Here is a 13,052-nt window from a genome sequence, read left to right as displayed (position 1 = left end):
AGGAGATCAATTTCCTCCAATCCTCGATAAGTCGATTCGCATCTCCGCCGATCCGGCGTTATGGCTTTCCTCGGACCGCTGAGGCTGCGAATCCTCTTGATCTTCACCGGTGGCGGCATCCTTATTAACAGCCGGCGCGCTTGCGGCGGTCACGTCGCCTCCCGGATCCCCGGCCTGGAAAACGCTCCCGCCCTCGAACTCTCCGGTCTTCCAGGCGTAGACCGCGTCCTCGAAGATTTGGGGGAAGACGTCGTCCGTGGGATTGCCGTACCACTTGGCAACGATCCGCAAGACCTTAGCGAACATCGCCGTCCCCTTGCGAAGGTTCTCGCAGGGGCCGATCAGATCAGGGTTCAGATCAGCCGCGTCCTTCACGCCCACGCCGGCCGGAAACTGCGTCAGACCCACACGAACCACGGCCCGGCCGACATATTGCCGGACGATCGCTATCGCCTCGTCGGCCGACGTTGCATTCGGAATAAGGATCAACCGGCCACCCGATTTGACGGTGACGGCAAGTGGATCATTCGAGCCCGCAGCGGTCACGAACTGCTGGACGATCGCCGGCTTCAGCGACGGATCGGCGCATTGTTGGATCAGGGCAGCATCGAGCATAAGGGCTCCTTGGCACTCAGGTGTTGAGGGAAAGAACGACGGGCTTGCCGAACAGCCGCCCCCAGGCTTGCGTGCTGGCGCGCTGGACAGCTACGATCGATGTCCCGTTGGTCCACCAGCCGTTTCCGACGGCAACGACAACATCCGGATCGTGGAGCATGGAGTGGAGAATGGGCCAGACGATCAGCTGCTCGTAGCAGATCAACGGTGCGGCCCGACTGCCGGCAATGGTCACGACGGGGTTGGCGAAGAAGTTCGCCCGCGTACCGCCGCTCTCACCGAGGAAGGGACGCCAAGGCTGCCACATCGAGCCAGGCACCGGCATGCGCTCGCGATAAAGGAGGCGTGCCCCGTCGCCGGAGATTGCGATCAGAACATTGTCATATCCGTTTGCATCGACAACTGCTGCGCCGGCGATAACGATGACGTCAGTTCCCCGCAAAGCTCGCAGCCAGAGCCGTTCGACGATCGGCGTCCAGAAGCCCAGAGAGCTTTCGGGAAGAACAATCGTGCGGGCGCCTCCCGATGCCCGATCCGTCACCGTGGCAATCAGATCACGGTAACGCTGCAAGCTGGTGTCACGCCCCAGCGATGCGCCCATTTCGAGATCTACCCCCTGCCAACGTTCGGGTAGCGTCGGCTCGTCCCAGGTTGCGGTGGACCAAATCCAAAAGCCTGCCAGGACGATTGCGACAGCTGGCCACATCCAGGTAACGAGGCCCATGAGGCCGGCTGTCGCGGCAATCAGTCCCCACCATTCCCATCCCGGAAACAGCGCGCCTGCGGCCGTAATCGGATGAGCCCAGCCGGTGATGCCGAATGGCGGAATGGCCATGAGAACAGCGGCCAGAAGGTAGCGAAGCGGACGAACGCCGGCCCTCGTCCAGAGGACGGTATGGACGATGACGAAGCCGGCGGACGCACAGATCCAAAGCAATAGTCCCGGCCAGAGGTCCGAGGAATAGAAGGTCGCAACGCCCTGCGGCAGCCCCCGGGATGCGGCCAGGAAATAGCCGGCCGAGACAACCGCGGCGGTCAGTCTCGTTCGCGCAAGCCCCCAGAGAACCGGGAACGTGAGCGCGACCGGGAGAAGGAGGACGTCGCCACTCCATCCCACCATCCCGGCGACGATTGAAACGGCAATCAATGCGATTGGCTGGAGGTGCTCACGGCGCATAGGTGAGCACCGGTTGCGCCAGGCCAAGGATTCCGGAAGTGGGCAGGGGTCCGAAATAACGGGAGTCATAGGAGCTCCTGAAAGGTGAATGGAGAAAAACGCTTTCGTTCGGCACGACGCCGCTAGGAAATCGTTTCATCGGCCGGCCGTTGCCGTCCCGCTCTGCCAGATCAGAAAAGGGGACTGGGCGCCCATCGATCGTTACGCCGGCGCCGATTTCGACATGCTGCCCGGCAACGGCGATGACGGTCTTGATGAGCGGCGCAACGCCGCCAGTGCAGGTGCCGGAGCGGAGATAACCACGCTCCGTTGCCTCCTGCATCACAGTCGTTTGCGGAGGACATATGAAAACGAGGTCTCCCAGACTTGCCGGGCGATTGAGCTCCACGATACGCCAGAGGCCGAGAGGTTCACTTGGTGTCATGTTGATGCGGAAGCCGCCGACCATTGCGGCAGCAACACTGCCGGCGACGATGGATGCCGCCAAGGCAAAGAGCACGACCGCATGGGCCCTCTGGGCGTGCAGTGTCCCAAACGCAAACACGGGTGTCTTCATTAGGGCGAGAGCCCCTGGCTCTTCGTCTGGCGCAGCGTCTCCGCTTGCTTCAGCGCCTCGGTCGTGCGCTCATGCGCGGCGAGCTGCTGCACCGTGCGCATCGAATTCCATGCTGCTTGAACCTCGGCCTTCTGTCCGGCTGTCATTCCCGAAGTGACAGCGTTGAAGGTCTGTCCATTGGCGTCCTTCGCAGCAAGCGACAGGAAGGTCCGCTCGCCGAAACGCTCCGAGACAGCCCTGGCAAAACCCTCCAGTTCCGCCTTCACCATTTTGTCGGCGAGCGCATATTCGAGGCCGGCGGGCAAGTCATGCCGGTCGATCGCATCGCGAACCCGTTCCAATTTTTGCTTTGCGTTTGGCGACAGTGCGGGAATATCGATCGAGACTTTCAGACGGTCGGCACGTTCTTCAACCTCGAACTTGCGTTCCGCCTCCGCCCGCTGGCGCAGATAGCGCTCAAGGTTACGGGCCAGCGCTGGCGCATTCGTTTGTGCCTTTTCTCGCTCCTCTCTGTCGGCGCGGCTGGCGAGGATCCCGGTCTTGCCCCTCAGCGCACCGAAGCGTTCGGGGTCCGATCCGATCTTGGCCAACGTGGATTTCGCAACGGTTTCGTCCTTCAGCATCGCGTCGACATTGACGGCCTTGAACGCGCTTACCGGCTGGGCGTAGACGAGGTGGAATCGGGTCGAGACCTCCTCCCATTGCTTCTTCAATCCTGGATCGGCGGCGACCTTGTCCTCAATCGCCCGGTCGACCGATTTGGCGAAGGTTGTGATACCCGAGACCATCGGCTTTGCCTCCTTGGCGCTGTTTTGGGTTGGGGACTGCGCGACGCCACGAACCATCCCCAGCCTGCCTGCGACGGCGACAAGGCGGGCTCCCAGATTGGCGAGTTTTTGCTTTTGATTGACGATCCATTCCAGCCGGTCGCGAACCACGGTTCGAGCGACGTTGACGATATGCAGACCGCGCGCTTCGGCAAAGCGAAGCGCCTGGCGGTAGAAGGCACTCTTCTCGTAATCGAGGGTCGTTTCCTTGGCATTCCTTCGCGACAGGATCGGGATCAGCCCGCCGTTCTTCGCGAAGGGTCTGCGGCCGTAGTAGACGGCCAGATCCTCGCGATGACGGGTCATGGCGACATAGGTGAGATGGCGGTCGAGCGAAAGGGAAGCGAGCACCTTGACCTGGTCGACGGTGGCACCCTGGCTCTTGTGGATGGTCGTGGCATAGCCATGATCGAGGTTGTTGTAGAAGCGCTGTTCGACCAGCACCAAGCGGGCGTTCTCCCCATCGCCGATCCGCGCGGTGATGCGTCCCGCTCCAACCTCCACGACCTTGGCCAGCATGCCGTTCTTGACGCCGAGCGATGCCTCGTTCTTCAGGAAAACGATCTGGTCACCGACGGCGAAATTGCGTTCGCCATCGGCGGTCTTGAACATGGTTCCCTGGTCGAGAACCCCGCGTTCGATAAGCTTGATGCGCGCCATCTGGTTGAGCATGTGAACGTCACGGCGCAGATGAGCCAGAATGAGCGATGTCTTCGCCGGATCGTAATCGCGGTCCCACGCGGCGATCAGATTGTCGACCGCGTCGGCTTTCAGGTCCGATCCTATTATCTTGCCGTTGGCGCGGTAAGCATCGACCGTCTTGCCAACCTTGCCGCGCGCGAGATCAAGTGAGGCATCGCGCATCCATTGCTGGCGCTGGCGATAGATGGTTTCGAGTTCGGCATAGCCGATCCGATCCGCAATGGCACGGAAGGCAGCACCCGCCTCGATCGGTTGAAGCTGCTCGGGATCGCCGATGAGGACGAGCTTGGCGCCAGCCTTCGTCACGGCTTCGACGAACAGCGCCATCTGCCGCGACGACACCATGCCGGCCTCATCGAGAACGAACACCGTCTTGCCATCGAGCTGATCACGGCCTTGGTTCCAGCGGAGTTCCCACGACGCAAGTGTGCGAGAGATGATGCCCGCTTCCTTCTCCAGGCCCTCGGCCGCCTTGCCGGCAAGTGCTGCGCCGACGACCCGATAACCGGCCGCTTCCCAGGCCTCGCGCGCCGCATTCATCATCGTCGTCTTACCGGCGCCGGCGCGGCCGATCACGGCGGCGATCCGCTCGCCGCTCGCCACATGCTCGATCGCGATTTTCTGCTCTTCGGACAGATGCTCATGGCGCGCAAATGTCGCCGCCAGCACTGCGTCGCGAACGCCATGCGACGATCGCTGCGACAGCCAGACGGCGCGATTGGCCATCTCGGCTTCGAGGCGGATCATGCCGCGGGTCGTGTACTTGGCAGGCACTCGGATGCCGCTGGCGAGGGCGATCTGCTCGCGCTCGATGCGGAACGTTTCGGGGCAGAGCAGTATCCGAATCATCAGGCTTTGGAACAGCGCCGCGTCATCGACGTAGCGGTGCAGGATCTTGGCGACGTCGCGCTCGTCAAAGACGCTCTTCTCGCGCATGATCATGGCGAGCACGAGCTCGGGATTCCTGTCGATGCGCCTGACGTTTTCGTGCCGCCTGGCGTCCTGCAATTCGAGGCGTTCGAGCTCCAACGGTTTGGACGCACCATCGGCTTTTCGCTCGATCGCCTTCGTGCCGACGCCGAGATGTATGGTCGGCTCGAAATCGATCCCTTGCTTCTTGAAGGAGCGGCCATCGACGTGAATGTCGAGCCCGGCGAGCGCCAGATGCCTGTTCTGGCAGGCAAACCAAGCGTCGCGAAACGCGTTGAAATCGTCGATGCTTCCGGCCCAGAGCTCATAGACGATCTTGCCGGCGTCGTTGCGGATCGGATTACCGTCCGGACCTGTCACCGCAATCTTCTTGGCGCCAAAACCGTCCGCAGTCAGCGGCCGCAAGGTCGTCATCAGATGGACATGCGGATTGCCGGGTGCGTCATGGTAGACCCAATCTGCGACCATGCCCTTCGCCGTGATGTGCTGCTCGACAAAATCCCGCACCAGCGCGATGTTCTGCTCGGCCGTCAATTCGATCGGCAAGGCGATGGTGACATCCTTGGCGAGCTGCGCGTCGGAGCGCTTTTCGAAATCTTCGACCCTGTTCCAGAAGGCCCCGGAGGCGCCGGAAACCGAACGGTTGGCGATCATCGAGCGTAGCCATTCCGGCGCATCGGTCGGGACGACGAACTCTTCGTGGAGCAATCCCTGTTTGCGGGTGTAATCGATCGTGCGCGCCTCACGCTCGTAATCCATTTTGGCGCAGTGGCGATAGGCCGCCGACAGAACGGCGCTGCGGCCTGAGCCGCGGGCGACGACGCTGACGGAGAAATGGGGGGCGGCCACGGCGGAATTCTTTCCTGGTTGCAAATAAAATCAACGTGTTCGTCGGGAGCGACAGGCTCGCAATGAGCCTCAAGCAAGGGCGTCGCGCCAGCGACGTATAATTGCGCCCTTCGGATCCGCTCCTTCGGAACGGCCGGGATCATTCATCAAAGCTTGCGCCTTGGCGATTGCATGATTCACAGTAGTGCGGTCCGCGCTCACCTCTCCGAAACTGGGTTCGAAAGACAAGCTTTCTCACCAAGGGAGACTACGGACATGAAGAAGCCAGCATCGAAGATCCGTGACGAAATCGCCAGGCTCCAGGAGCAGCTCAAGGTCGCCGCGACCCGTGAGGCCGAGCGTATCGGCCGGATAGCCCTTAAGGCCGGACTTGGGGAAATCGAGATCGACGAGGCAGAGCTGCAGGGCATATTCGAGGATCTGGCGAAGCGGTTTCGCGGAGGAAAGGCCGCTACGACCGGAGGGAAAAGGGGAGGCGGCGCTAGCGAAAGCAGCGCATCGTCCACGCAGGACGCGTCTGGCGCGGCTGCGGGCGGGACTGCTCAGGCTTGAGCGGATGGCGCGCACGACAACATCCGACGCCCGCAAGAAGGACACGCGGGAAAAGATCGAGCTTGGCGGTCTGATCGTCAAAGCCGGTCTTCGTTATGAGAAACGGGCGCTTCTGCTAGGGGCGCTGATCGAGTTGCGCCAGCGCCTCAAAGCCGACGAGATGGAACGAACGCGACTGATGGCGGTCGGCGCGGAGGCCTTTGGGAAAGCCGATGAATAGGATCCTGCTCTTCATCGCGCCCGCCGCATTGATGATCGTGGTCGTCGTTGGTTTGACCGGGATCGAGCACTGGCTGTCCCAGTTCGGAAAAACAGAGGGCGCGCGGCAGACGCTGGGCCGAGCCGGGATCGCGCTGCCGTATGCCAGTGCAGGGCTCGTCGGTATCGTCTTCCTGTTTGCGAGCGCAGGCTCGATCAGAATCAAGACAACAGGTTGGGGCGTCGTTGCAGGCGGCGTGGCGACGGTGCTGATCGCCGCAATTCGCGAAGCGATGAGATTGTCTGCACTCACAGATGAGGTTCCGGCCGGTAAGTCCATTCTCTCCTATGTCGATCCGGCGACGCTGATCGGAGCCGGAGCGGCGGCGATGGCCTCATGCTTTGCTCTGCGCGTCGCGCTGGCCGGCAACGCGGCATTCGCCAGAGCCGAGCCGAAGCGCATCCGCGGCAAGCGGGCGCTGCATGGCGAAGCCGACTGGATGAAACTCGCCGATGCCGAAAAGCTGCTTGCGGATGCGGGCGGCATCGTGGTCGGCGAGCGATATCGTGTCGACAAGGACAGCACCGCAGCGCGCTCGTTTCGTGCCGACAACCCGGAGACATGGGGCGCCGGCGGCAAGTCGCCGCTGCTCTGCTTCGACGGATCCTTCGGTTCGTCACATGGCATCGTCTTCGCTGGTTCCGGCGGCTTCAAAACGACGTCGGTGACGATACCGACGGCGCTGAAATGGGGCGGCTCGCTGATCGTTCTCGATCCATCGAACGAAGTGGTGCCGATGGTCTCAGCCCACCGGACGAACTTCAACCGGGACCTGTTCGTCCTCGATCCCAAAAACCCGGAGACGGGTTTCAATGCCCTTGACTGGATCGGGCAATTCGGCGGCACCAAGGAAGAGGATATCGCGTCCGTCGCCTCATGGATCATGAGCGATAGCGGCGGCACGCGTGGTGTGCGCGATGATTTCTTCCGGGCTTCGGCGTTGCAATTGTTGACGGCGATGATCGCCGACGTTTGCCTGTCCGGCCATACGGAGAAGGAAAGCCAGACGCTGCGCCAGGTTCGCGCCAATCTCTCTGAGCCCGAACCGAAGCTGCGGCAACGTCTGCAGGAGATCTACGACAATTCGGACTCGGATTTCGTGAAGGAAAATGTCGCGGCCTTCGTGAACATGACGCCCGAAACCTTCTCCGGTGTCTACGCCAATGCGATCAAAGAAACCCACTGGCTCTCATACCAGAACTATGCGGCGCTGGTTTCCGGAAAGACATTCTCGACGGGCGATCTTGCCGACGGAAAGACCGACATCTTCATCAACATCGACCTCAAGACGCTGGAGACGCATGCGGGCTTGGCGCGGGTCATCATCGGCTCGTTCCTCAACGCGATCTACAATCGAGATGGCTCGATGAAAGGTAGGGCGCTGTTCCTCCTCGATGAGGTCGCCCGCCTCGGCTACATGCGGATTCTTGAGACAGCGCGCGACGCCGGCCGCAAGTATGGCATCACGCTCATCATGATCTACCAGTCGATCGGCCAAATGCGCGAAACCTTTGGCGGCCGCGACGCCGCCAGCAAGTGGTTCGAGAGCGCAAGCTGGATTTCGTTTGCGGCGATCAACGATCCCGAAACCGCGGACTACATCTCGCGCCGTTGCGGCATGACGACCGTCGAGATCGACCAGGTGAGCTGCAGTTTCCAGGCGAAGGGATCGTCGCGCACGCGATCGAAGCAGTTGGCGGCGCGACCGCTGATCCAGCCGCACGAGGTGCTTCGCATGCGCGCGGACGAGCAGATTGTCTTTACGGCGGGCAACGCGCCGCTCAGATGCGGCCGTGCGATCTGGTTCCGGCGTGACGACATGAAGGCTTGCGTCGGGACGAACAGGTTTCACAGGCTCGAAGAGACGCCTGGAACCTATCCGGTCGAGCCGGCGCGCAGCGCAGCCAGCAAGACCGATCGAGAAAAATGAAGAGTCGTTTAATCGCACCTCCGTCAAGCTTGTTTTGATCTATGCTTTCATTCGGTGAATATGACTTGCCTTTGAATTACGACGATGTCGTTTGTCGGATACAGAGTCGTTTACGCGGTCGAGACGACCCGCCGCAGGATGGTTCTTCGTGGAACGGATCTTCCAATGTATCGGACGCACTCAGCTGCCAGAATGACAGCAGGTGCAACTCTTCTAAGCGGAATGATCCTGTCCGCGTCCCGACAAGGACGATCGCAACGAGGGCCTTGCCAGGCGCTGGGACGGTGCAAGACACGGATGGTGCGGCTGAGGACCCGCGAGAGGATCGTTGCCGGATGGCCGAAACCGCCCGGCGGGTTCGGAGAGCGTAAGCGATTACAGCCGTGCGCCGAAGGCGTCTCCCCCAAGCCCGCCACTCGCGTTTCATCACAGATCTGAATCAATCCGTGCCGACCGATTCATAAGTGTCGTTGGACGGGATTCCCGAGTTCAGAGATTCTGACCTCATGATCTCGCAACCCTACCATCTCTATGTCGAGCGCTCGGACGCCTCGAAGAACATGGCCCGCTACTATGCCATGTCGATCGAACCCAACCTGTTCGGGGACGTCTGTCTTCTGCGCAAATGGGGCCGCATCGGAAGCAAGGGGCAGATGATGGTCCATCATTTCGGTCGGGAAGAGGAAGCCGTAGACCTGTTCCTCGATCTGCTCCGACGAAAGTGCAAGCGCGGCTATCGTCCGCGCGCCTCAGTGGCGCATTGAGAACGGCCCGCCGAAGCGGGCCTTAAGGGCGCCTCATCGGCGCCGGTTCCAGTCGGTCTCGAACGACACCTCGATCTCAACGAAGAACGGAATCTTGAGGCCAAGCTTCAGTGCGAGCTTGCCCTTGCGGAAGAAGTGGCTGATCACCTTGCCGAGGGCGCGGAGTTGGCGGCCGGTGGCGGCGAGGAATTGAGCGAGCTGTTGCATGATGGATCTCCTTGTCGATTGCGCTTTGCGGGGATCGACAGCAGACCGGGAAGGAGGGTTGCACCTGGCAAGGCCGAAACGAATGTGGAGGACCTGGCGGCGCCTGAATTTTGATCTCGCGAGGAGCCGCAGAATGCGGCGGGGAAAATTCCGGCGGCGCCAGGTTGCGGCCGGACGGACGGGCTGCAATATCCCCGATGAGAGATGACAGCTTGTCGACAAGGAGACGTTGAACTGGTCACGCTCGCTGCGATCACAAGCTTGCCAATGCCCTCACGCAGCCGCTCTCGCCGTCCTCGGAAATCGCAAAAGCCCCCTCAGGAGGTTTCGCATCTGGCATAGACGACACGCGCCGCATGGATGACGATGCCTGTTTCCTGGCGGATATCCCTGACGATCGCTCCCAAGGAGCCCATTTCGGTCTCGCTCAGCGCAACAAGGCTTGGATAATCGATTTCGACGCCGTCGCAATCCGCCGACAAAGCATTGGTCCAATTGCCACCGTTGATGCGGTATTCGTGCGTGTCGAAATCGATCTCGAGCTCATCCAGCAAGTTGATGGTGAAACGCTCGAATATCTCGTTCTCGCCTTGGAGCCGATAGGCGGCATATTCGTCGTCGCCGGCAAGAACGCGCCGCTCCAATGCCATGATGGTGCGGAGGCGAGCGTGAGCCGCATCGAGCCCTTCGATCAGACGGTCATGAAGCGCTCGTGAAAACTCGGTCTCGCAGCCGAAGCGGTTTGCTCGCACGACGAGCCGGAAACCGGAAAGCCTGGTGTGGAGCATAAGGTTCTGATCCGTGGTCATGATGTGATTTCCTTCATCTTGATGACGGAGATCGGCCACTCCGTGGCAAAGAGGGGACAAGAAGCGCGGAACGCGACTTGCAAGCGGGGGAGCCGATTTTTTGGGGAGCGCAGCGACGGAAAAATTGGGGGAGACCGCGCCGTTCTTGACGCCGGATTTGCTGGAGTAAAATGGGACGTCAGAGAGAAAAGAGACCCGCGGGCCAGAAGGGACCGCGACCGTTTCCGGCGCGAGCCGGCTGGAGTGTCGAGGGGTAAAATCCCTGACAGCCGGGAAGCCGGTCAATCCGGCGCACCGGCTTGACGTATCGCATAAAGAGCCGCCTCAGAAAGGCGGCTCGGCAACGATCGCACCATCCTGTTCGGCAAGCGTCACGGCCAGATCAGCCTGGGCGAGTTCAAGCTCGGCCTCGATCTTGCGGCGCTCGGCGGCATCGCAGGCGTTCCTCAGTTCGGCGCGCAGTTCCTCAATTTGGATTTCCAGGGTGTAGGTCATCGTCTGATCTCCTGATTTCGTGAAAGACGACGACAGCGGCCGGGAGGGGATGGCGGGGTCAGGGATCGCGCAAGCGACCGGCAGGGCCGGGGAGTGGGGGAGCCGATTTTCGGAAGTCGCTTCCAGGCGCCTGGAGAAAATTGGGGGGTACCGCTCATCCTTGAGGCCGCTATCGCCGAGCGGCACAATGCCGGGTTCTGAGCAGCTATCCCTCCCTCCCGTGTGGCACCAAAAAGCCGAAGACGGGCTCGATGCCTGTCTCCGGCTTGGGTCTGGGAGCAGAGGAAAGCCCGGCCCTTTCGGGCGGGGCCTTGACCGTCTCAGTCGCGGTTCGGGCGGGACCAGATCAGCTGGTAGCCGTCTTCGCCTTCGACCTCCGTCAGCGTCGCGTAGATCGGGGAGGGAAAGCTCGGATCGTCGAGCTTGACCGAGAGGTAGTCGCGATCCTGTTCGGAGCGCTTCTGCCAGGCGGCGCCCAACTCGACACTTCCCGCGAAGATGCGGAATTGCAGGCCCTTGTCCGAGGGGTTCTCGACGCGGGCGATGCGAGCCTTGACGTTGAGGGCGAGTGTGCGGATGGAGCCGGTGAAGCCGTTTTCGGTGGAGGTGAAGGTGCCGATGGTAGCCATGTCGATATTTCCTTTTGCTCAATCGGGCCGCTCCAGTGCGGCCTCGATGGCAGTCGCAAGGGCCGGGGACGATCGGACCGCACCCACAGGGCCGGAACACCGTGAAGGGCGGCGTGGAGACACTTTCTTGGTCAGCGCGAGGAATGGCGGCGCAGCCGCCAGGGGATGAAAGTTTCGGAACGCCGTTGCGGGATAACGAGCGAGGCGCAGCCGATCTCCGGTCAGACCTGCCCCATCGAGCCCGCACCTAGAGCGACGGGAACCAAGGCAAGGGGATATGACATCGGCGGCCCGCATTTCTCCCCAGCATGATTGGCCACGCCGCCGTTTTGCACACTTCCCGGATACCACGAGGGCCATCGAACCCTTCGTATGACGCGCAGCGATCGGTCCGCTTGCAACACCCGCACAGCGCGATAATGTTGCGCTGCGATTAGTCGGCTGGAGGAACAATGCCAAAGCAGACCAAGCCATTCGTTGTCGAATTCAAGCCGTCCCGGAAGCTGAAACCCGTCAACCAGAAGCCGTCGATCTGGGGATCGCTGGATCTGACGATTGGAGATCAAACCGCCTCGGCTAGCCCGGTGACGGAACCGGGCACCGCCGAGAGCGGCGACCGGGTTTAGCCTTCTCCAGATATCAAGCCGCGTCCCGGACATCAGCCGCTTCCGGCTGCAGACCATGCACGAACGTCGCGGCGCGTTGCGCATGCGCGGCGGCCTGAAAGATCGCCCGCTTGTCATCGGCAAGCACCTTCAACCAGGACTGTTAGGAGGCATGATCGGGCCGGGGTTCGAGCTCCGGCACGATACCGAGATCTGCGCAGAGAAAGCAGCTGCCGAGCTCGGCGATCAGCTCCTCGCGGGCACGTTCGCTGCGATCCTTGGCATAGCGTGACAGATCCCGGCCGACCCGGTGCTCTGCCGCCGTCCAATGTGTCGCTTCATGGCTGAGGGTCGCTGCGTACGCAGCGGCATCCCTGAAACTCTCGAAGGGCGGCATCTGGATGTAGTCCATGACCGGCGAATAATAGGCCTTGCTGCCGCCATGGCGGATAACCGCGCCCGTATTGCGGAAAAATCGATCGGCGTTCTCTATGCGCTCGACCGTATCGAGCACAGCTCTCGGCCGGTGATCGTAATCGTCAGGCAGACCATCGATCTGCTCGACGTTGAAGACGGAATAGGCCTTCAGGAACGGGATTTCCCGGTCGACCTCGCCACCCTTTCCGTGGACTTCCGACTTGGTGAAGCGGCTCGCAAAGACAACCGTCGATCCGGTCTCGCCCTTTCGGACAGTGGCGCCGAGTTCGATCGCTTGCTTGAAGGTCATCCACGTCGACGAGCCAAACCCGCGCGACATCTGCTCGGACCAGAGCAGAAGTACGTTCATGCCGAGATAGGGTTGGTCGTTATGGCGAAGCGGGCGGGTGATCCGCCCGTCCGTGTTTGCGGCGCTCCATGGTTTCATCCAGGGTCGCACGCCGCCTGCGAGCTCCTCGATGATCCGATCGGTGATGCGGGAATAGATATCCACTCGCTGGCTCTCTGTCTTCCTGGTCATTTTTTCGTCTCCACTCAATCGGAGCCGCGCCAATCGCGGCCCGTCGCGGAGGCCAAAGGCAGGAGCCCTAGAGCCGGTGGCCCGCACCGGAACGGCCGCAACAAAGTGGAGGACGGCGAAGCCATTGCGGGACGATGGCGGCTCCTGCAGGTCCGACGCACAAGACGGGCCGCGTCGGCTTAACCAAA

At 61.6% G+C, this 13,052-nt stretch carries 13 protein-coding genes and 1 pseudogene; 5 read left to right on the top strand and 9 right to left on the bottom strand.

Annotation, left to right across the window (positions count from 1 at the left end):
• Nucleotides 1-6 precede the first annotated feature (6 nt).
• The 4 genes from NXC14_RS24225 to traA are packed head-to-tail and all read right to left on the bottom strand — an operon-like array spanning nt 7 to nt 5,656.
• Entirely contained in the window at nt 7-615 is a 609-nt protein-coding gene (locus tag NXC14_RS24225; protein WP_085780563.1) for a TraH family protein, read from the bottom strand.
• Between the two features lie 16 nt (nt 616-631).
• Nucleotides 632-1,792 (bottom strand): conjugal transfer protein TraB, encoded by a 1,161-nt coding sequence (locus NXC14_RS24220; RefSeq protein ID WP_085780562.1) that lies wholly within the window; start codon nt 1,790-1,792, stop codon nt 632-634.
• Nucleotides 1,782-2,348, bottom strand: coding sequence for a conjugative transfer signal peptidase TraF (gene traF / locus NXC14_RS24215; protein WP_085780561.1), 567 nt, complete (start codon nt 2,346-2,348; stop codon nt 1,782-1,784). Before traF ends, NXC14_RS24220 begins: the two co-directional genes overlap by 11 nt.
• The gene (gene traA / locus NXC14_RS24210) at nt 2,348-5,656 is read right to left on the bottom strand and encodes a Ti-type conjugative transfer relaxase TraA (protein ID WP_085780560.1); all 3,309 of its coding nucleotides are present in this window, start codon (nt 5,654-5,656) and stop codon (nt 2,348-2,350) included. Before traA ends, traF begins: the two co-directional genes overlap by 1 nt.
• 255 nt (nt 5,657-5,911) lie before the next feature.
• On the opposite strand from traA, the gene traC reads away from it, so the two are divergent.
• The 4 genes from traC to NXC14_RS24190 all read left to right on the top strand — a co-directional run bounded on the left by traC (nt 5,912) and on the right by NXC14_RS24190 (nt 9,161).
• Entirely contained in the window at nt 5,912-6,208 is a 297-nt protein-coding gene (gene traC, locus NXC14_RS24205; RefSeq protein ID WP_085780559.1) for a conjugal transfer protein TraC, read from the top strand.
• A gap of 4 nt (nt 6,209-6,212) precedes the next feature.
• Entirely contained in the window at nt 6,213-6,428 is a 216-nt protein-coding gene (locus NXC14_RS24200; protein WP_085780558.1) for a type IV conjugative transfer system coupling protein TraD, read from the top strand.
• Entirely contained in the window at nt 6,421-8,397 is a 1,977-nt protein-coding gene (traG, locus tag NXC14_RS24195) for a Ti-type conjugative transfer system protein TraG (RefSeq protein ID WP_085780557.1), read from the top strand. The genes NXC14_RS24200 and traG overlap by 8 nt, the downstream gene beginning before the upstream one ends.
• A gap of 506 nt (nt 8,398-8,903) precedes the next feature.
• Complete coding sequence (locus NXC14_RS24190) at nt 8,904-9,161, top strand: WGR domain-containing protein (protein ID WP_085780556.1); 258 nt, start codon at nt 8,904-8,906, stop codon at nt 9,159-9,161.
• 33 nt (nt 9,162-9,194) lie between these two features.
• Here NXC14_RS24190 and NXC14_RS33165 read toward each other — a convergent pair whose 3' ends face one another.
• From NXC14_RS33165 to NXC14_RS24170, 4 genes are all read right to left on the bottom strand, one after another.
• Nucleotides 9,195-9,368 (bottom strand): hypothetical protein, encoded by a 174-nt coding sequence (locus tag NXC14_RS33165; protein ID WP_198175552.1) that lies wholly within the window; start codon nt 9,366-9,368, stop codon nt 9,195-9,197.
• 317 nt (nt 9,369-9,685) lie between these two features.
• A complete protein-coding gene (locus tag NXC14_RS24185) occupies nt 9,686-10,177 on the bottom strand; it encodes a hypothetical protein (RefSeq protein ID WP_085780555.1) in 492 nt (163 codons plus the stop codon).
• A 324-nt stretch (nt 10,178-10,501) separates the two neighbouring features.
• Nucleotides 10,502-10,672 carry a hypothetical protein gene (locus NXC14_RS33160; protein WP_198175551.1) on the bottom strand — a complete coding sequence of 57 codons (171 nt, stop codon included), beginning with the start codon at nt 10,670-10,672 and terminating at the stop codon, nt 10,502-10,504.
• 320 nt (nt 10,673-10,992) lie between these two features.
• On the bottom strand, nt 10,993-11,301 hold the full coding sequence (locus NXC14_RS24170) for a DUF736 domain-containing protein (RefSeq protein ID WP_085780554.1): 309 nt from the start codon (nt 11,299-11,301) through the stop codon (nt 10,993-10,995).
• A gap of 452 nt (nt 11,302-11,753) precedes the next feature.
• Here NXC14_RS24170 and NXC14_RS33155 point away from each other — a divergent pair, with 452 nt between their 5' ends.
• Entirely contained in the window at nt 11,754-11,927 is a 174-nt protein-coding gene (locus NXC14_RS33155) for a hypothetical protein (protein ID WP_198175550.1), read from the top strand.
• Between the two features lie 13 nt (nt 11,928-11,940).
• Here the strand turns inward: NXC14_RS33155 and NXC14_RS24160 are convergent.
• A pseudogene (locus NXC14_RS24160) lies at nt 11,941-12,864 on the bottom strand (zincin-like metallopeptidase domain-containing protein).
• Nucleotides 12,865-13,052: the final 188 nt, after the last annotated feature.

The sequence above is a fragment of the Rhizobium sp. NXC14 genome (assembly GCF_002117485.1).
GTDB lineage: Bacteria > Pseudomonadota > Alphaproteobacteria > Rhizobiales > Rhizobiaceae > Rhizobium.
Note: the sequence above shows the minus strand (reverse complement) of the source record. Positions and strands in the feature narration are given on the sequence as shown.